Below are 19,442 nucleotides of genomic sequence, written 5' to 3' on the forward strand. Positions count from 1 at the left end.
CATCCCGCCGACATTCAGGATCGTGATGGTGCGCCGCTGGTAGCGGTCAGGATACGCTCATTGTTTCCCTGGCTTCGCCATCTGATCGGTGACGGGGGATATGCTGGCGAGAAGTTGCGTGGTGCGCTGGCTGAACTCGGCCGATGGACGATCGAGATCGTCAAGCGTAGCGATCGGGCCGAAGGCTTCGTCGTCCTGCCCAAACGCTGGATCGTGGAGCGTAGCTTTGCATGGCTCGGACGCTGCCGTCGCCTCACGAAGGATGTCGAGGCAACAATCTCTTCATCCCACGCGTGGTTGATGATTGCCCATATCCGCAGAGTTCTGCGAAAAATCAATCAAACCGCTTTCTGATTCAGGCTCTCAGAAAATGGGCTCATATAGGTCAAAGGTGATAGCCCGTAGTATTACATGACAGTTTCAGGCCACGGACATGGGCATGGCTTTTGGTTGCGGCACTGATCTGCCGCCATGTGTCATCACGGCTGCCATCATCCACAAACAGGAGATAGCTGGCGGGACTGATCATCCCGTCACTGATCATCCGGCCAAGATAGCCGCCGAGTTCCGTCAGGCAATAAGAAAAGACTTCAGATTCATTGTAACAGGGAACAACAATGGCAAGACGAGGTAGAGAAGGCGACTGGGAATTCATATGACCTGACCTGAAACCGACAGCACAAATGGCTAAATTCATAAACGGATATTTCTAGAATTAATTTCCGGCAGCGTCAAAAAAGAAGACTGCATGCCGTGCCGGTTTTCCCGCTGCATGTCACCGGGGTATTGGTACCATGCCCGCGAATATGATAGCCCTGTCAAGGCAGATGGTTCCATAACCAGCGAGACTGATACAGGATACGGTTTTTGAATCGCGACCTTTTCAACAGCAGGGTCATGGATACGCTGGACGCGATGCTGAACACGCGCACCGTGGACGAACTGGCCGCCCAGTTTCATAAAGCTGTCAGCCAGATCGGTGATTTCTACTGTGTCGCGGGTATCATCAAGAAGTTCCAGCCCGGCGGCCTGCGTCCCACGACATCCAGCTACCCTGTCCACTGGACCACGCACTACATGAACCGCAGTTACGGGCAGGTGGACCCGGTGCTGCGCCGCGCCATGACCAGTCATACAGGGTTCGGATGGCATGCATGCGACCCGGTGCAGAAGCAGGAAAGAGCACTGGTCACCGACATGCATGACCTTGGCCTGCAGGACGGTTTTGTCATGCCGATCCATGGACCGGATTCTTCGGTCTTCGTGGTCAATTTCGGACAACTTGCACGCAAGGCGATATCGCGACGCGTTCAGGCGGCCCTTTCAATGCTGACCATGCAGTATTATCAGCATTACCATTACCTGACGACGCCGCCGGAACCTGAACTTCCCATGCTGACACAGCGTGAATGCGAATGTCTGTCATGGGTGGCGAATGGCAAGACCACGGTGGATATCTCGGATATCCTGAAGCTGAATGAAAATACCGTAAAATTCCATCTCAAGAATGCGCAGCGCAAGCTGGACTGCACCAACCGCGTCACGACCGTGCTCAAGGCCATCTCGCTTGGCCTGATCGTCATCTAGCATTCTGCCCGTCAGGGCCGTTACCTGACGGGACCATGACCGCTCATGCCCACCTGCCCCCTGCACGGGATGGCTGGCTGGGGCATGGCGGCATCCCGACAGGGCGATTTATGCAATGCTGGTACAGGATACGCCCTGTACCCCACGCTTCACCTGCAATCCGGGTAAAAATAAGCAGGCCGGATAATCAATTATTAATTGATCTGCCCTAGCAGAATGACTGTGCGCGCCCGACAGGTGGCCCTGCCACCCGTTATTCCATCCCGCCCCAGCCAAGGTGAAGACATTGTCCGCGGACTTGCTCCTGACATTGACCCCGACCGAGCAGCAGGATCTTGAAACCATAGAGGAATCAGGCCTGTTCGATGCCGATTTCTACCTTTCGGTACATCAGGACGTTGCCGGGTCGAAAATTGATCCCCTGATCCACTATGTCAAATACGGTTTCCGGGAAGGACGCCAGCCCAACCGCAATTTCCGCCCCGCGTCATACCTGCGCCAGTATCCCGATGCGGATGCCGGCAACCGCAACCCCTTCATTCATTTCCTGAAAACGCATGGTGGCTGCCATATCGCCCATCATGGGCTGTTGCCCCGCTTCCATCTGGAAGACCTGAGCATTGGCGCACGAACGCTGGAACAGTTGCCGTTCTTCACCCCCGATCTCTATCACGACATCAATCGTGACATCGAACGCACGACCACGGACATGGCCGAACATGCCCTGCTGTATGGCGTGCCGGAAGGGCGGCGCATTTTCGGCGCCCTGCATGTCTCGCGCACGCTGGGTGCGCTGTGCGCGGCCAAGGGGCTGGATGATGCGGACTATATGGTCGCTGATGGCGCGGTGCCGGATGGCATCGGGGTCTATTACAATTCCAACGGCAATGTATTCATTCACGAAATCGCATCGGACCTTTGCACGACATTGCGTGAGAGCGGGCTGAACTGTGTCCTGCTGGATGAAACCGGCAACCCCGATGACCGGCCCGAACTGTGCATTTTCGTGGCCCCGCATGAATTCTTCCATCTGGGACAGGGTCAGGACTGGGCCACTGGCGCCATTATCCGTGATGCCATCATGTTCAATACCGAACAGCCACAGACCCTGTGGTTTGAACGCGGCATTCCTTTCCTGCTCATGGCGGCCGGTGTCATCGACATCTGTCACCAGATGGCGGAAAGCTTCCGGCAGGCGGGGCTGCCAGCCATCCACTTCACCCCCAATGTCGGCACTGAACGCAACTACCTGCAAAAAGGCGACATGCAGCATGCCATGGTGCGCATCCTGCCGCCTGCATGCCGCAGGCATCCCGACCGGCATACCCCCTTTGCCGACCGGCAGCTCGATATCAGTTTCTTTGGCGGCCTGTCGGCACACCGGGAGAAATTCTTTGCCTGCAATGCCGGTTTCTTCGCGCAGTTTCGCAATTACTTCTATTATCGCAAATTCACCACGCCCATAGATAGCAGCCCGCGGGATAATCCCCTGTCACGCCTGGCGTCGCATGTGGCGGGGCATTCCCGTATCGCGCTTAACATCCACCGTGACGATTACGGTTTTTTTGAATGGCACCGCATCGTCAAGGGTGCGATGGCCAATGGCAGCGTAGTGGTATCGGAACCCTGCCTGCCGCATCCGGTCTTTCGCCCCAATGTGCATTTCCTTGAAGAAAGCGGCCGCCACATTCCCAACCTGATCGAATGGCTGCTGAACACGCCCGATGGCCAGGCAAAGGCCGAGGACGTGCGCCTGGCCGCCATGCGGGCCATCGATACCCCTGCCCATAACCGTGCGCGCTGCGCGCGGATACGCGGGTTCATTTCGCATGTATGGAGCACGCCGGAGGCATGAGCATTACCGCCCCATGGATGGCCACCGGCCAGACCGCGTTCACATTCCGCAGCCGCCGCAAGAAACCGGCGGACCTTGTCAGCATATGCGTCACCAATTTCAATTACGGCCGGTATATTCCCGAAGCCCTCGATTCCATTGCCGCCCAGACCCATATGGCCCTGGATCTGGTCGTGGTGGACGACCATTCAGACAAAGACGATTCCGTCGCCCTGATCACCGCATGGATGGAGGAAAACCGCGAACGCTTCTGGCGCTGCACCCTGATCGTGCATCCGCGCAACCAGGGGCCGTCCGAAGCCCGCAATACTGCCTTCAAGCATGCCGTCGGTGCGTTTGTGTTCGTGATGGACGCGGATAACACCATCTATCCCCGCGCCATAGCCCGGCTGCATGAAGCCGCGCGCGATGGCGGGTTCGACGCCACGTACAGCCAGCTGGAATATTTTGGCAAGGAACAGCGCATCGGATCTGCCGACATATGGGATCCCGCCCAGATGGCGCGGGAAAACTATGTTGATGTAATGGCCCTGATCCGTCGGCAGGCATGGACGGACGTGGATGGCTACAGCCATATTGACCAGGGCTGGGAAGATTATGATTTCTGGCTGAAATTCATCGACCATGGTTTCGAGGCCGCCTACGTTCCCGAAATCCTGTGCCGCTATCGCATGCATGGCAATTCACGCACCACGAACGATGCATGGGCCGCCCATGAAAGCCTGCGTGCCATCATGGCCTTCCGGCACCCTGAACTCAGCGCGCGCTATCAACTGCTGCCTGATGTGAAGGCGTAAGGGATAAAAGGATAATAAAAGTTTTTGGGGGACTGCCTTTTTTAAAAAGGCAGCGTTCTTCTGAAGGTTTTTAAAAAAGCTTCATCAAAAACTTTCCATGGCCGCACCTGATATTGCAAGGCAGGTGAAGGAAACAGCCTTTGACAAAGGGATATTTCCGTGGGCCTGCCTTGTCCCTATGATGCCGGGCATGACACCGCAAGCCCCCTGCGCCATACCCCCTGCGACCAGCCGCCGGATCATCGTCACCGGATGCGATCACACCTATTTTCATCTGGTATGCGAACTGGTCGCCTCCATACGCGATCATGCCGATACGCCCATCGGGGTCATCGACTGCGGCATGACGCCGGAACAGGTGGAACGGCTGCAGGCGCAGGGCATACGGATCATCACCCCCTATATCCCCGATTATGCCCCCGGACGCGCCATCCGGAACCGACCCAGCCTTGCCATAAACATAAGCAAGCTGTGGCTGGATCAGATGCTGCCGGAATTCGACCTGATCATGTGGCTGGATGCCGATACATGGGTGCAGGACGGGCGGGCGATGGAACAGGTGTTTGCCGCGGGCGAAAGCGGCACGCTGGCCATTGTACCGGAAATCGGCGCCAAGATCGCCAACCTGCTGGGGGTGCGCTGGATCTGTCCGGGGTGGATGCAGATCCGTTCCTTTTTATACAAGAACGCCAGTCGCGCCCGGCTGCCGTTCCATATCCGCAAGCGTATTGGCGCAAAGCCCCTGCTGAACGCGGGCGTGTTCTGCCTGCATCGCAATGCCACGATCTGGCCGGTGCTGCGACGGTGGCAGGCGCTGATCCTGCCCCGGCGGGGCATGGCGTTTACACAGGACCAGCTATGCATGGCGCTGGCGGTGTATATTGATGGCCAGCCCGTCACCTTTCTTGATAACGGCCATAACTACCTTGGCCCATGGCTGATGGATGAAACCACCGGGCAACTGGCCAACCTGTTTTTTCCCCATCCGCCCGTGGGGATCGTGCACATGGCGTCCCAGAAGGCCATGCGCGGCGCGCTGGAAAACACCATGACCATTCCCACAGTCCAGGGTAGGCAGGTTGCACTCAACCTGCGTTATGCCGGCATGCGCCAGTTCCAGCGCAACAGGTCAGAGACCGTTTGAAAAACTCCGCCCGGGAAACATCCCGTTATCATTAGGACGTTTTAGGCGAAGCTTTTTTCAAAAGCTTCGAAGGACGCCGCCTTTCTGAAATAAAGGCGACACCCAGAAACCTTTATTGTCCTTTCAGCCTTTTTTATCCGCGCGCGCCGCCTGCACCCGCTCGGCCGCACTGCGTAGCTGTTCGGCAAGGTTAAGGGCCAGTTCCGGCGGCAGCACGGTCACCACACGCTTGTTGCCCTTGGGCATGTGTTCGGGCGATGTCGCCATGAACAGGTCCATGACCACGATGGAATCCTGCACGGCTTCCGCCCCGCAACTGACGGTAGGATAGACCACAGCCCGACCGGCTGCATCGCGTTCTTCGTTCATGGTGGCAAATACCTTGTCATCGCACCGCATCAGCGCGCGGTGGGGGGACGTGTCTGTTCACGCCGCAGTTTCAGGTTCAGGTCCTGTATCGTCTTGCGCGCCATGGCCAGTTCGTCACGCACACGCGCCAGTTCCGTCTTCAGCGCCGCGATTTCTGCCCGCAGGGCGGGGGGATGATCAGCCATCTGCACACTTCCTTATGATATCAGGAGGGTTTGACACCGGACGCAAACCGGGCGCGCACCTGTTCAAACAGGGTCCGCGCCGCCATGTCCTTTGCATCCGTATGATCGATATGATGACGCATGTGTGCTGCAATTTCATCCGCATGCAGCACCTTGGCATCGACCAGCATCTGCATAAGATCCATGACCACAAGCTGCTGGGCCGCAATCATCTTGACCACGGGCATCACCTTGGCCTGCGCCGCGTCCCCTGCTGCCTGCGCAAGGGCCTTGCGCAACTGGTCCGTGACCGCCTCATCATTCATGATTGTGTTACTCCGCTCTTGTCATCATGCGGCAGGCATGGTGATAGCAAACGGCCAGCACAGCAATGCTGCCCATGCAGGGCGGCCCATAAGCTTACGATATACCTTCCGCCCAACAGGACCGTAAACCGCCATGTCATCCCCCATCATACCCGATGATGAATTACATGTGACCTACATACTGGCGTCCGGACCGGGCGGACAGAACGTCAACAAGGTCGCGACAGCGGCCCAGCTGCGTTTTGACGCCCGCAATTCCCCCACCCTGTCGGGCCGGGTCAAGCACCGGCTGGTCGAGGTGGCGGGCAGCCGGATGACAGCCGATGGCGTGATCGTGCTGACGGCCCGGCGTTTCCGCAGCCAGACCCGCAACCGCGAGGACGCGGTCGCCCGCCTGCAGGACATGATCACCCAGGCCAGTGCGGTGCAGGCTTACCGCGTGCCCACCCGCCCCTCCCGCACGCAGCGCAAAAAACGGATGGACAACAAACAGCATCGCAGCCGCGTCAAGCAGGGGCGTAGCGGCCGTTATACAGATTGAAGACGGATAAGCAGCACAAAAAGGTATTCCGCAAAACGCAAAGATGTTTTTGGTAAAGCTTCTTGAGGAAAGCTTCAAAGAACGCCGCCTTTTTAAAAAGGCGGCACCCAGAAACTTTTATGGTTTTATCGGACGTTATTTTCAAACAGGCCCTTATGCCACTGCCTGCTTCTGTTTCGCCCTGATGCGCTGGAGCAGCGGCACGAATTCCGACAGGTGCCCGATACGGATCAATCCCGGCCACTGCGGCGCAGGCCGCGACAGGTCACGCAGCAACACGCAGGCCATGCCCGCGCGGCAGGCGGCTTCGGCACCGGCGTCCGAATCTTCCAGCACGATACAGTTGCCCGGCGGAATGTTGTCCTGTTCGGCCGCATATAAATACAGGTCGGGGCGGGGCTTTGGCATGTTCAAGTCACGTCCGGAATGGATACGGTCTTCATCCAGCATCTGGTCCAGACCCGTACTGCTGAATTTTGCGTCCATTTCCGCCATGGATGAATTGGACCCGATACGCACCGGCAACCCCAGATCAAGTGTGGCCTTCAGCATGTCTTCCGCGCCGTCAACGGTCTGGGCGTCGGTTTTCATCATGGTGACAATGCGGTTCTGAACCTGCATGTCCCAGTCATCGGGCAGTGTCTTGCCACTTTCATGCGCGATACGGTCACGGATCTTGGCCAGTTCGCCGCCGGTAAACAGTTTGTTTGCCTGCTCGTCCGTAATGTTCCAGCCATATTTCCGCGCTTCCTGCGCCATGATGCAGGTGGACAGGTATTCCCCATCGACCAGAACGCCATCACAATCGAAAATAACCATGCGCAACTTCCCATCGGGACGCACGGCTGCGGGCAGTTGATTATCGGATTTGCTATGTAAATTCAAAGTTCAGACCCTACCTTTCATGCACTTCTTGTGCGCCGAAACAAAAACATATTGCGCCAGAAGCCATGAATTAAGGATATGGGATGATTTTTCATATTGGAAGAACAAAATTTACATTTTTTCGTAATCAATTTAACAAAAATATATTTATGTTATTTGTTTATTTTTTAAATTTATTTAAGATTTTTATTTTATATTACCGGTAAATATGACTTCAATATTCAATATTTTTTTATTTTACTTGAATAACATTACGGCCCGGCATGAAACCAACATGTCCGGGCCGTAATGGAATATGCAGATCCTGAATACCGCGTCCTATCCCTTATGCGCGGCCTTCTGCCCCTTGGCTGGCTGGGGAACGGGGGTATGCTCGGTCCAGCCGCCACCCAGCGCACGGTACAATGTCACAAGGTTCTGGTAACGCGACACGGCAATGAATATCTGCCACTGCTGCGCCTGCAGGTAGTTACGCTGCGAGACGAGCGACGTGAGGTAGGAATCCGTCCCTGCATTGTATCGCAGCATGGCCAGCCGGTAGGCATCCCCCGTGGTGGAGACATAACGGTCCATCTGCCCGGTTTCGTCACGGTAGGTATCACGCGCGGCCAGTGCATCCGCCACTTCACGGAAGGCGGACTGCACCGTTTTTTCATACGCCGCCGCCTTGGACGCCCGCATGGCGCGCGACGCCTTCAGGTTACCGCTGTTCTGGCCCCAGTTCAGCAGGGGAACCTGCAACTGGGGTGACACACCCCATGTCGTCGCGGCCGAGGTAAACAGCTTGTGCGGCTGCAGGCTGCTGATCCCGTCCGACGCCGTAAGCGTAATGCGGGGGTAGAACGCCGCCTTGGCCGCGCCGATATCCGCATTGGCCGCCAGCAGGTCATGTTCGGCCGCCATGATGTCAGGCCGATGTTCCAGCACATCCGCCGGCAGGCCGGGCGGCAGGTCCTGCATGATGGTCTGCTGCCCCAGCGGGTGCGCGGGGGGCAGGTTATCGGGAATGGGCTGGCCAATCAGCAGGGTCAGCATGTTTTCATCCTGCGCCACATGCCTGCGCGACTCATCACGGAAGGCGCCGCTCTGCGCAACCTGCGTTTCGGTCTGGCGCACATTCATTTCATCCGTCTCACCATGCGCGAAACGGGTCTTGACCATGTCCAGCGTCTGCTGCTGGGACGCCATGGTTTCATCCGACAGGCGAAGCTGCGCCTGATCCCCCAGCCAGGAGATATAGGTCGAGGCCACCTGCGATATGATGCTGATCAGCATCGCACGGGCGTTTTCGCGCTGCATGAGCGCATGTTCCGCGGCTTCCCGCGACATGCTGCGGATACGTCCGAACAGGTCGATCTCGTAGGATGAAACGCCAATGCCCATCTGGTAATATTTGAACATGGGCGGGTTGCCGGTATCCAGGCCCGGCGCGAAGCTCAGACCGGCGGCGTCCGACGGTCCCTGGTACATTGCCTCGCCCCCGCCACTGATGGCGGGAAACAGGGTGGCGTGCTGGATATCGTACTGCCCCTGCGCACGGCGGATATCGGCCGCTGCCTGCCGCAGGTCACGGTTTTCGCGGATGGCGATGGCAATCAGCGCCTTCAGCCGGGGGTCGGTAAAGAATTCCGACCAGCCCAGATTGGCCGCCAGCGGGTTTTCCTGCACCGGATCGCCGGTATTGGCATAGGCCGGCCATGCCTTGGCCAGGGGGGGCGTGGGCCGCCTGTAATGCGGGATCATCGTACATCCCGCCAGCAGTACTGCCGCCATGCCTGCCGTGGCCACGCGCCGGATTGTAGGGAGAACGGTCATCTGCATTATTCTCCCTTTGCCCGTTCGGACATGCGCCGCACACGGAACAGGCGCAGCACAACCACAAAGAACAGCGGCACGAAATAAACGGCCAGCAACGTCGCCGTCACCATGCCGCCCACAACCGCCGTGCCGATTGCAATACGCGCCGCCGACCCCGCCCCCGTGGCGATCGCCAGCGGGAACACGCCCACCACGAAGGCAATGGAGGTCATGAGGATGGGCCGTAGGCGCTCACGCCCGGCTTCCAGCACGGATTCCTCCAGCGTTGCGCCATTTTCGAAAAATGCCTTGGCGAATTCCACGATCAGGATGGCGTTCTTGACCGCCAGCCCCACGGTGGTCAGAAGGCCGACCTGAAAATACACGTCGTTGGCCAGCCCACGCCCCAGCGTTGCGACAATCGCGCCGAGTACGCCCAGCGGGATGACCAGCAGGACGGCAAAGGGAATGGCCCAGCTTTCATACAGGGCGGCAAGGCAGAACAGGATGACGATCATGGCCAGCGCATAAAGCGGCCCGGTGGACGATCCCGACGCCATCTGTTCAAAGGACAGGCCCGTCCATTCGTAGCCGACGCCCTTGGGCAACTTGGCCAGGATTTCCTTCATTGCGGCGATGGAATCACCCGAACTGTAGCCCGCTGCCGGCTGGCCAAGGATTTCGAAGGCGTTGAGGCCGTTATAGTCCTCCACCTTCTGCGGTCCCATGATCCACTCGCCGGACACGAAGGCATTGAACGGCACCATGCCGCCCGTTGCGTTGCGGATATACCACTTGTTCAGGTCATCAGGGATCATGCGGGCATCCGGCTCGCCCTGGATATAGACCTGCTTCACACGGTCATCGCGCAGGAACTGGTTGACGTAGATCGACCCCAGCGCGCCTTCGATCGTGGTGTTGATATCCGCGATGGTGATCCCCAGCGCATTGGCCTTTTCACGATCGATGTTCAGGTGGAACTGTGGCGCGTCTTCCATGCCATTGGGGCGCACGGCCGTCAGGCGATGGTCCTTCGCCGCCATGCCCAGCACCATGTTGCGCGCTTCCAGCAGCTTGGAATGCCCAAGGTGGCCACGGTCTTCCAGTTCAAGGTCAAAACCGGTGGCGTTACCCAGTTCCAGAACGGCGGGCGGGTTGATGGCGAAGATCTGCGCCACCGGGTCCATCCAGAAATGCATCATGATGCGCATGGCGATCGCGGCCGACGTCTGGCTGGCGGCGGGGCGTTCGTCCCAGTCCTTCAGCCGGATGAAGAAAGCACCAGCACTCTGCCCCTGCCCGGCGAAGTTGAACCCGTTCATGGAATAGACGGATTCGACATTCCTGCCCTCGGTCTTCAGGATGTAGTCGGCCACCTTGCGGTTGACGGCTGCCGTCTCCTCCAGCGTGGAACCGGCGGGCATGGTCACCTGGCCAAAGATCAGGCCCTGATCCTCATCGGGCAGGAAGCCGCCGGGCAGGCGCATGAACAGCCAGCCGACACCTACCGTAATCAACGCAAACACCAGCATGGACAGCCCGGCATGCCCCAGCACGCGGGTCACGCCCTTCTGGTAGCCATTTGTCAGGCGCGTGAAATGACGGTTGAACCAGCCTGCGAACCCCGTGGTCTTTTCATGACTGCCGGGTTTGAGCATGGTGGCGCACAGGGCGGGCGTCATGACCATGGCAACCAGCACCGACAGCCACATGGCCGCGACGATGGTGATGGAAAACTGCCGGTAGATCACCCCGGTTGACCCGCTGAAGGCCGCCATGGGCAGGAACACCGCCGTCAGCACCAGCACGATGCCAACCAGCGCGCCCGAAATCTCATCCATCGACTGACGGGCGGCTTCCTTGGGGGAAAGCTGCTTTTCGGTCATGACGCGCTCGACGTTTTCCACTACCACGATGGCGTCATCCACCAGCAGGCCGACCGCCAGCACCATGGCCAGCATGGTCAGCGTATTGATGGAAAACCCAAGGGCGGCCAGGATGCCAAACGTGCCCAGCAGCACCACCGGCACCGCGATGGTCGGAATCAGGGTGGCGCGGAAGTTCTGCAGGAACACCAGCATCACCAGGAACACCAGCGCGATCGCCTCGATCAGCGTGATGATCACGTCCTTGATCGACAGGACGATGAAGGGTTCCGTATCCAGCGGATAGACGGTCTTCAGCCCGGGCGGGAAGAACTGTTCCAGTTCCTTGATCTGGGTGCGGACTGCCGTTTCGGTCTGGAGCTGGTTGGCCCCGGGCGCCAGTTTCAGCGCCATGCCCGATGCAGGCATGTTGTTGTAGAAGGAATGGGTGTTGTAGGTCTGCGGTCCCAGTTCCACATGGGCGACATCGCGGATGCGCACCTGCGATCCGTCCTGTTGTACCTTGAGCAGAATCTTCTCGAATTCCTCAGGCGAGCGCAGGCGTGTCGGCCCGATGATGGTGGCGTCCAGACGCGCGCCCCTGACCGCGGGCACGCCACCAAGCTCACCGGACGAGACCTGTATGTTCTGTGTCTGGATGCCGGTCTGCACATCGCCCACCGTCAGGCCGTACTTGTACAGCTTGGACGGGTCGAGCCAGATGCGCATGGCATATTCCGAACCGAACAGCGTATGGTCGCCCACACCCGTCACGCGGCTGAGCGGATCGGAGATGTTGGACGCCACGTAATCGGCGATATCCGCACCACTCATGCTGTTATCGGTCGAGATGAAGGCGATGACCATCATGAAGTTCTTGACGGCCTTCGTGATGCTCAGCCCCTGCGCCGTCACTTCCTGCGGCAGCTTGGGCTGCGCAAGCTGCAGCTTGTTCTGCACCTGCACCTGCGCAATGTCGGGATTGGTTCCCTGAGCGAAGGTCAGGTCAATTTCCATCTGTCCCGATGCATAGGACTGCGAGGAAATATATTCCAGATGATCCAGCCCGAACATCTGCTGCAGGATGGGACGCACGACCGTATCGTTCACCGTATCCGCGGACGCGCCGGGATAGGTGACCGAAATCGCGATCTGTGGCGGGGCGATACTGGGATACTGGGCAATGGGCAGGCGAAAGATCGAAACCCCGCCCACCAGCATGATGATCAGCCCGATCACCCACGCAAAAACGGGCCGGTCAATAAAAAAGCGTGACAGAGACATGGGGGCTTATCCTGCCTGGGGCGGGGCGGACACATCCGCCGGGGCCACGGTATCGCCGGGATGGATCTTCTGCAGGCCCTCGACCACCACGCGGTCACCACCCTTCAGCCCGCCCGTCACCAGCCAGTCCGTGCCGATAGCCTGGCTGACGGTAATGGCGCGCAGGTTCACCTTGTTATCGGCATCAACCACCCATACCTGCGGGTCACCATGGGAATTGCGCTGCACCGCCTGCTGCGGAACCAGCAGGGCGGTGGGGTCCGTGCCCTCGGCCAGCTGGGCATGGACATACATGCCCGGCAGCAGCAGGCGATCGGGATTGGGCATGACGGCACGCACCACAACCGTGGCCGTGGATTCGTCAACATTCACTTCCGAAAATTCCATGCGGCCGGAATGTTCGTACGTGGTGCCGTCCTCCAGTGAAATGGTGATGGCGGCGGCGTTATCACCCGCACGCGTCAGCCGTCCCTGCGCCAGTTCACGCTTGAAGCGCAGCAGTTCGGTCGCGGGCAGGTTCACGTCCACATAAATCGGGTCAAGCCGGGTGACGATCGCGACGTTGTTCGTCTGGTTGGCGGTTACCAGCGCACCAACGGTCAGGATGGAACGGCCAATGCGCCCGGTGATCGGCGCATTCATGTGGGTATAGCCCAGATCAACCGTGGCGCGTTCCAGCTGTCCCCTGGCGGTCAGGATATCACCCTGTGCCGCGCGTTCGGCGGCCAGCGCGTCATCATATTCCTGCTGGCTGACGGCATGGGCCTTGAGCAATGGCCCGTAGCGGTTCAGCTTGGCGCGGGCGGTGACCTCGCTGCCCTGTGCGTGCAGCAGCTGGCCCTGCGCGCTGTCCACTGCCGCCTGATAGATACGGGGATCGATCTGGTACAGCTGCTGCCCTGCCTGCACATCAGTGCCTTCGACAAACAGGCGCTGCTGGATGACGCCGCTGACCTGCGGGCGGACCTGCGCGATTTCAAAGGCTTCGGTACGCCCCGGCAGCGTCGTGTGGATTTCCACCGGTGCCGTCTTGAGCGTCACAACCTTGACCGGCTGTGGCGGAAGCTTGGGGGAAGCCGCATGCCGCTGGCATGCCGCCAGGGCAAGTATCAAAGCCGCCGGGGCTACGACACGGGAATAATGCATCATGGTCACCAACCGGCTTGTAGGCCGTTATATATAAAATGTTTCTGAATCACGGGTGTGCCGTTTCCCGCACATGGCCGCCATAAGAAAGCCAAATAACGAAACCATTTGGTTTTCAATGAATAGAAAACTATATCGTCTCCATAAGCCGGTCAAGCAGGACACCCGTACAAAAGCGGTCGGAGCATATTACGAATGAGCAAGAATGGACATGGAGCCCCCGCATCTGCGTCGCACGATTGCGACAGCCGCAGGCGTGGGCCAGGCCGACCGCCAGAAATGGAAGAATGCGAACGGCGGGAACGGATTCTGGACGCCGCAAGCGAGGTGCTGCAGCAATGCGGCTACCATGCGGCCTCGATGGACAAGGTGGCGCAGCATTCCGCCATGTCCAAGCGCACGCTGTACCAGATGTTCCATTCCAAGCAGGACCTGTTCCATACCCTGATCAACAGCAGGCTGTTCAATGTCACGCCAGACGAATGCCACTACCGTGAAAACCCGGCGGAGGAACTGACCGAACTGCTGATGAACCTTGGTCGGATCATTCTCCGGCCCGACCGTATCAGCCTGATCCGGGCATTGATTACCGAATCACAGGAATCAGCGGATATCCGGCAGATCCTGACCAGCCTGCGTGCCGGCGGAAAGGGAAACGTGCTGACCAGCTGGCTGGACCGTTATGTGCGCCAGAACCACTATGTTGTGGAAGGCGATATATGTATTTACAGCAACATGCTGTTCGGCATGACCATAGGCGACCTGATGCTGCAGAGCCTGGCCTGCGCATCCGAATCAACATGGATTGAAGAAAACATGCGGCCGCGCTTTCACCATGCGGCACGGATTTTCCTGGCTGGTTTCCGGCAGGACTGCAATCGGTCCGGCAGTCCGGTTCCCTAGAGGTTCTGGCGCATTTCCTGACGGATCGCGTTGCATTTCTTGGTAAAGACGCTGGCTTGTGATGCCGTCATGAAATTGATGATGAAGGCCCCGATAAGCGAGCAGAATGACAGGTAAATCACTATTTTACCCGTCATGCCAATGACGACATCATAATATTCTGCTGAATACCACAGCAGGAACATGCTAAGAACAGCGCCCAGAAAACCCAGAATTCCTGTAGAATGAATAAGGGAGTCTTCTTCATTGCTGAAGTCGGATGACTCCTTCCACAGCATGTATAATTTTTCGTTCATTTCATCGACCTGGCAATCATGTTCCAGCTGTGCCGCGCTGGTCAGCTTGCCAGGGGCGGAACGATGCATGTCCAGTTCCTGCTGCGCCTTGGCAAAGACGCGCCGACGCTCTTTTATGGCTGGCAGACTGATATCCACAAAGCTGAGAATCGCCACGTTCAGGCCAGCCGATAGCTGGACGATCGCCTGAAAATCTCCCCATGTCTGATTCATGTGGCTTCCCCTTTCCCACACATACCTGCCGTTAGGATACTGTAAGGAAATGGAGAGCAGGAGATCGCAAAATCGTTAGGCAGGGCTGCATTTGGTCGTATACGGTATTTTTTAAACCTGACGCAAAAAAGCCACCCGTTAGGGTGGCTTTTTCTTAGTCTTTTCAGACGTTTATTCATGGTTGCGGGGATAGGATTTGAACCTATGACCTTCAGGTTATGAGCCTGACGAGCTACCGGGCTGCTCCACCCCGCGGTGGTGAGGGGTGACTGGAAGACCTGGCGGCGACCGACTTTCCCGTGCCTTAAGGCACAGTATCATGGGCGCTGGGGTGTTTCACGGCCGAGTTCGGGATGGGATCGGGTGGATCATTCCCCGCCATGGCCACCAGGTCATCCAGTCATCCCTTTGGGAGGGGCTGAGAGGATGTGATGGGTTGGTGCTGTATGGTGTGTTGAAGAGTGGATGACTGCTGTGCATGTATGTTGCCACGTTATGTGGCGATGGAATGAGCCTATTGGGCGATTAGGACCAGTTAGCTGCACGCATTGCTGCGCTTCCACACCTGGCCTATTGACGTGATGGTCTATCACGGCCCTCGGGGAGACCTTGTTTTGAGGTGGGTTTCCCGCTTAGATGCTTTCAGCGGTTATCCCGTCCACACTTAGCTACCCGGCTGTGCCGCTGGCGCGACAACCGGTGCACCAGAGGTATGTTCATCCCGGTCCTCTCGTACTAGGGACAAATCCTCTCAAGTCTCCAACACCCACGGCAGATAGGGACCGAACTGTCTCACGACGTTCTAAACCCAGCTCACGTACCACTTTAATCGGCGAACAGCCGAACCCTTGGGACCTGCTCCAGCCCCAGGATGTGATGAGCCGACATCGAGGTGCCAAACCTCCCCGTCGATGTGGACTCTTGGGGGAGATCAGCCTGTTATCCCTAGAGTACCTTTTATCCGTTGAGCGATGGCCCTTCCACGCGGGACCACCGGATCACTATGGCCGACTTTCGTCTCTGATCGAGCTGTCACTCTCACAGTCAGGCGGGCTTATGCCATTGCACTCGACAGTCGGTTTCCGACCGACCTGAGCCCACCATCGCGCGCCTCCGTTACACTTTGGGAGGCGACCGCCCCAGTCAAACTGCCCACCATGCAGGGTCCCGGACCTGGCTAACAGGCCTCGGTTAGACATCAGAAACAGTCAGGGTGGTATTTCAAGGATGGCTCCACCGGAACTGGCGCCCCGGTTTCAAAGCCTCCCACCTATCCTACACAGAATGTCTCTGATGCCACTGCAAAGCTGCAGTAAAGGTTCATAGGGTCTTTCCGTCTGACCGCGGGTACCCCGCATCTTCACGGGGAATTCAATTTCGCTGAGCCGATGCTGGAGACAGCGGGGAAGTCGTTACGCCATTCGTGCAGGTCGGAACTTACCCGACAAGGAATTTCGCTACCTTAGGACCGTTATAGTTACGGCCGCCGTTTACCGGGGCTTCAATTCGGTGCTTGCACACCTCCTCTTAACCTTCCGGCACCGGGCAGGCGTCAGGCCGTATACGTCGTCTCTCGACTTCGCACAGCCCTGTGTTTTTACTAAACAGTCGCTACCCCCTGGTCTGTGCCACCCGCCAATGGTTGCCCACTGACGGGTCTTGCTTATCCCGAAGTTACGCAAGTAATTTGCCTAGTTCCTTCAGCATCGTTCTCTCAAGCGCCTTGGTATTCTCTACCAGTCCACCTGTGTCGGTTTCGGGTACGGTCTATATGCCAGAGCTATTTCCTGGAATGCGCCAAAAGCCGGATCAATCCGATAAGACCCGACAACATATTGCATTCGTCACTTCTGGCAGGCCCGGGAATATTTGCCCGGTTTCCATCGACTACGGCTTTCGCCCTCGCCTTAGGGGCCGGCTCACCCTGCGCGGATTAACCTTGCGCAGGAACCCTTGGACTTTCGGCGACAGTGTTTCTCGCACTGTTTGTCGCTACTCATGTCAGCATTCGCACTTCCGATATCTCCAGAGAGGGTCACCCCGTCTCCTTCACAGACCTACGGAACGCTCCGCTACCGCGCATACATAGTATGCACCCACAGCTTCGGCACGTGGCTTGAGCCCCGTTACATTTTCGGCGCAGGGTTTCTATTAGACCAGTGAGCTATTACGCTTTCTTTAAAGGATGGCTGCTTCTAAGCCAACCTCCTGGTTGTTTTGGAATCCCCACATCCTTTCCCACTTAGCCACGATTTGGGGGCCTTAGCTGGTGGTCTGGGCTGTTTCCCTCTCGACAATGGACCTTAGCACCCACTGTCTGTCTGCCGAGCTCATACTTCCTGGTATTCGGAGTTTGGTTAGGTTTGGTAAGGCTTTGGGCCCCCCTAGCCCATCCAGTGCTCTACCCCCCGGGGTAATACTCGACGGTCTACCTCAATAGATTTCGCGGAGAACCAGCTATTTCCGAGTTTGATTGGCCTTTCACCCCTAGCCACAGCTCATCCCCGACTTTTTCAACAGGCGTGGGTTCGGCCCTCCAGTGCGTGTTACCGCACCTTCAGCCTGGCCATGGCTAGATCACTCGGTTTCGGGTCTTCTGCCAGCAACTCGTCGCCCTGTTCAGACTCGCTTTCGCTGCGCCTACACCTAACGGCTTAAGCTTGCTGCAAACAGAAACTCGCTGACCCATTATACAAAAGGTACGCCGTCACCCCATAAGAGGCTCCGACTGCTTGTAGGCATTCGGTTTCAGGTCTATTTCACTCCCCTCGTCGGGGTGCTTTTCACCTTTCCCTCACGGTACTTGTTCACTATCGGTCACCAGGGAGTATTTAGGCTTGGAGGGTGGTCCCCCCATGTTCAGACAGGATTTCACGTGTCCCGCCCTACTCAAGGATCATTCCTGACACTACGCATACGGGGCTATCACCCGCTATGGCCGGACTTTCCATTCCGTTCTGCTTCTTCAAAAATGAACACTGGCCTGTTCCGCGTTCGCTCGCCACTACTAGCAGAATCTCAATTGATGTCTTTTCCTCCGGGTACTTAGATGTTTCAGTTCCCCGGGTTCGCCTCATGTCCCTATGTATTCAGAACATGATACCCATCGCTGGGTGGGTTGCCCCATTCAGATACCCACGGATCAAAGCCTGCTCGCGGCTCCCCATGGCTTTTCGCAGCGTGCCACGTCTTTCATCGCCTCCTGGTGCCAAGGCATCCACCGAATGCCCTTATCGCGCTCATTGCCCACACATGCACAGGAGCCATCCACTCAAGCCACCAGCCAGATAACCAGCCGGCAGATCGAGCAACAACACCCGCACAGAGAAAGTGCAGTGCATCGCACAATTCAACACTTAACTCGTTCATGAACGCATGCGCCTTCATCACTTAGCATGGATACTCCGACTGCTCGGACCATCCACGGGCCAGACCAACCCGTGACAAAGGCACGTCCACGAACGCACCAACCTATTCACATTATCAAAGAGCAAACTTACCAGACCGCAACACCCCGTGCACCGCCAACGCGGTTCCACAAGGCATCCGTCCGATCTCCATTATCTTCCGGCGACAATCTTTCCAGTCCAGCGCTTCAGCCCATGGGGCTTCCAGCCATTCCCTACCCTCTCGACACCAGTCATTGGTGGAGGCGGACGGGATCGAACCGACGACCCCCTGCTTGCAAAGCAGGTGCTCTCCCAGCTGAGCTACGCCCCCATCAGTGCATGCCATCACACGCACGCAGCAGAACTGGTGGGCCAGGGAGGACTTGAACCTCCGACCCCACGCTTATCAAGCGTGTGCTCTAACCAACTGAGCTACTAGCCCCAAAAGGGTCCATTGATTGTCGCTGGAAGGGATATGTTGACGGCGCGTTACACCGAAGTGCAGGCAGCCTACCTAGCTGTGCCTTGCCCGATCCTGCAGGCAAGGACTTTATATAAGAAGCGTTCCAAAACAGTCCAGTTACCCAGACCATCCTCAGAACACATCCTTGAAAGGAGGTGATCCAGCCGCAGGTTCCCCTACGGCTACCTTGTTACGACTTCACCCCAGTCGCTGACCCGACCGTGGTCGGCTGCGTCCTTGCGGTTCGCTCACCGGCTTAAGGTCAAACCAACTCCCATGGTGTGACGGGCGGTGTGTACAAGGCCCGGGAACGTATTCACCGCGGCATGCTGATCCGCGATTACTAGCGATTCCACCTTCATGCACTCGAGTTGCAGAGTGCAATCCGAACTGAGACGGCTTTTTGAGATCGGCTCGG

The 19,442-nt window shown here is 57.7% G+C and carries 15 protein-coding genes, 3 tRNA genes, 3 rRNA genes and 1 pseudogene; 7 read left to right on the forward strand and 15 right to left on the reverse strand.

Annotation, left to right across the window (positions count from 1 at the left end; genetic code table 11):
* Nucleotides 1-354: pseudogene (locus GEU01_RS14470) on the forward strand (IS5-like element IS1032 family transposase); the annotation flags it as partial.
* A 31-nt stretch (nucleotides 355-385) separates the two neighbouring features.
* Here GEU01_RS14470 and GEU01_RS24485 read toward each other — a convergent pair.
* Nucleotides 386-655 (reverse strand): glycosyltransferase, encoded by a 270-nt coding sequence (locus GEU01_RS24485; protein ID WP_232272550.1) that lies wholly within the window; start codon nucleotides 653-655, stop codon nucleotides 386-388.
* 212 nt (nucleotides 656-867) lie between these two features.
* Here GEU01_RS24485 and GEU01_RS14480 point away from each other — a divergent pair, with 212 nt between their 5' ends.
* The 4 genes from GEU01_RS14480 (at nucleotide 868) to GEU01_RS14495 (ending at nucleotide 5,383) form a co-directional block, all read left to right on the forward strand.
* The gene (locus tag GEU01_RS14480) at nucleotides 868-1,587 is read left to right on the forward strand and encodes a helix-turn-helix transcriptional regulator (RefSeq protein ID WP_019086656.1); all 720 of its coding nucleotides are present in this window, start codon (nucleotides 868-870) and stop codon (nucleotides 1,585-1,587) included.
* 277 nt (nucleotides 1,588-1,864) lie between these two features.
* A complete protein-coding gene (locus GEU01_RS14485) occupies nucleotides 1,865-3,442 on the forward strand; it encodes a CgeB family protein (protein ID WP_232272551.1) in 1,578 nt (525 codons plus the stop codon).
* The gene (locus GEU01_RS14490; RefSeq protein WP_019086658.1) at nucleotides 3,439-4,239 is read left to right on the forward strand and encodes a glycosyltransferase family 2 protein; all 801 of its coding nucleotides are present in this window, start codon (nucleotides 3,439-3,441) and stop codon (nucleotides 4,237-4,239) included. Before GEU01_RS14485 ends, GEU01_RS14490 begins: the two co-directional genes overlap by 4 nt.
* Before the next feature lie 178 nt (nucleotides 4,240-4,417).
* On the forward strand, nucleotides 4,418-5,383 hold the full coding sequence (locus GEU01_RS14495) for a glycosyltransferase family protein (RefSeq protein WP_019086659.1): 966 nt from the start codon (nucleotides 4,418-4,420) through the stop codon (nucleotides 5,381-5,383).
* Nucleotides 5,384-5,506: 123 nt separating this feature from the next.
* Here the strand turns inward: GEU01_RS14495 and GEU01_RS14500 are convergent, their stop codons facing one another.
* The 3 genes from GEU01_RS14500 to GEU01_RS14510 are packed head-to-tail and all read right to left on the reverse strand — an operon-like array spanning nucleotide 5,507 to nucleotide 6,242.
* Nucleotides 5,507-5,782 carry a hypothetical protein gene (locus GEU01_RS14500; RefSeq protein ID WP_019086660.1) on the reverse strand — a complete coding sequence of 92 codons (276 nt, stop codon included), beginning with the start codon at nucleotides 5,780-5,782 and terminating at the stop codon, nucleotides 5,507-5,509.
* Nucleotides 5,782-5,937, reverse strand: a complete 156-nt coding sequence (locus GEU01_RS26365; RefSeq protein WP_010512243.1) for a hypothetical protein — start codon at nucleotides 5,935-5,937, stop codon at nucleotides 5,782-5,784. Before GEU01_RS26365 ends, GEU01_RS14500 begins: the two co-directional genes overlap by 1 nt.
* 20 nt (nucleotides 5,938-5,957) lie before the next feature.
* Nucleotides 5,958-6,242: a hypothetical protein gene (locus tag GEU01_RS14510; protein WP_010512245.1), complete on the reverse strand. Its 285-nt coding sequence runs from the start codon at nucleotides 6,240-6,242 to the stop codon at nucleotides 5,958-5,960.
* 133 nt (nucleotides 6,243-6,375) lie between these two features.
* Between GEU01_RS14510 and arfB the strand changes: the two genes are divergently transcribed.
* Nucleotides 6,376-6,783, forward strand: coding sequence for an alternative ribosome rescue aminoacyl-tRNA hydrolase ArfB (arfB, locus tag GEU01_RS14515; RefSeq protein WP_010512247.1), 408 nt, complete (start codon nucleotides 6,376-6,378; stop codon nucleotides 6,781-6,783).
* Between the two features lie 153 nt (nucleotides 6,784-6,936).
* On the opposite strand, the gene GEU01_RS14520 is transcribed toward arfB, so the two are convergent.
* The 4 genes from GEU01_RS14520 to GEU01_RS14535 all read right to left on the reverse strand — a co-directional run bounded on the left by GEU01_RS14520 (nucleotide 6,937) and on the right by GEU01_RS14535 (nucleotide 13,763).
* Complete coding sequence (locus GEU01_RS14520) at nucleotides 6,937-7,602, reverse strand: HAD family hydrolase (RefSeq protein ID WP_019086661.1); 666 nt, start codon at nucleotides 7,600-7,602, stop codon at nucleotides 6,937-6,939.
* A gap of 384 nt (nucleotides 7,603-7,986) precedes the next feature.
* Nucleotides 7,987-9,489: an efflux transporter outer membrane subunit gene (locus GEU01_RS14525; RefSeq protein WP_019086662.1), complete on the reverse strand. Its 1,503-nt coding sequence runs from the start codon at nucleotides 9,487-9,489 to the stop codon at nucleotides 7,987-7,989.
* A complete protein-coding gene (locus GEU01_RS14530) occupies nucleotides 9,489-12,614 on the reverse strand; it encodes an efflux RND transporter permease subunit (protein ID WP_010511517.1) in 3,126 nt (1,041 codons plus the stop codon). Before GEU01_RS14530 ends, GEU01_RS14525 begins: the two co-directional genes overlap by 1 nt.
* A 6-nt stretch (nucleotides 12,615-12,620) precedes the next feature.
* Nucleotides 12,621-13,763, reverse strand: coding sequence for an efflux RND transporter periplasmic adaptor subunit (locus tag GEU01_RS14535; RefSeq protein WP_019086663.1), 1,143 nt, complete (start codon nucleotides 13,761-13,763; stop codon nucleotides 12,621-12,623).
* 192 nt (nucleotides 13,764-13,955) lie between these two features.
* Here GEU01_RS14535 and GEU01_RS14540 point away from each other — a divergent pair, with 192 nt between their 5' ends.
* Nucleotides 13,956-14,663, forward strand: a complete 708-nt coding sequence (locus GEU01_RS14540) for a TetR/AcrR family transcriptional regulator (RefSeq protein ID WP_232272552.1) — start codon at nucleotides 13,956-13,958, stop codon at nucleotides 14,661-14,663.
* Here the strand turns inward: GEU01_RS14540 and GEU01_RS14545 are convergent.
* The 7 genes from GEU01_RS14545 to GEU01_RS14575 form a co-directional block, all read right to left on the reverse strand.
* Nucleotides 14,660-15,172: a hypothetical protein gene (locus GEU01_RS14545; RefSeq protein ID WP_019086665.1), complete on the reverse strand. Its 513-nt coding sequence runs from the start codon at nucleotides 15,170-15,172 to the stop codon at nucleotides 14,660-14,662. The two genes, GEU01_RS14540 and GEU01_RS14545, sit on opposite strands and share 4 nt — an antisense overlap.
* 178 nt (nucleotides 15,173-15,350) lie before the next feature.
* Nucleotides 15,351-15,427: transfer RNA gene (locus GEU01_RS14550), tRNA-Met, on the reverse strand.
* A gap of 21 nt (nucleotides 15,428-15,448) precedes the next feature.
* Nucleotides 15,449-15,564 (reverse strand): 5S ribosomal RNA (gene rrf / locus GEU01_RS14555).
* Between the two features lie 113 nt (nucleotides 15,565-15,677).
* A 23S ribosomal RNA gene (locus GEU01_RS14560) occupies nucleotides 15,678-18,416 on the reverse strand.
* Between the two features lie 400 nt (nucleotides 18,417-18,816).
* Nucleotides 18,817-18,892: transfer RNA gene (locus tag GEU01_RS14565), tRNA-Ala, on the reverse strand.
* Nucleotides 18,893-18,926: 34 nt separating this feature from the next.
* Nucleotides 18,927-19,003 (reverse strand) — tRNA-Ile (locus tag GEU01_RS14570).
* 169 nt (nucleotides 19,004-19,172) lie between these two features.
* Nucleotides 19,173-19,442: ribosomal RNA gene (locus GEU01_RS14575) — 16S ribosomal RNA — on the reverse strand; the annotation flags it as partial.

Source organism: Komagataeibacter europaeus LMG 18890 (assembly GCF_000285295.1).
In the GTDB taxonomy this organism is placed as follows: domain Bacteria; phylum Pseudomonadota; class Alphaproteobacteria; order Acetobacterales; family Acetobacteraceae; genus Komagataeibacter; species Komagataeibacter europaeus.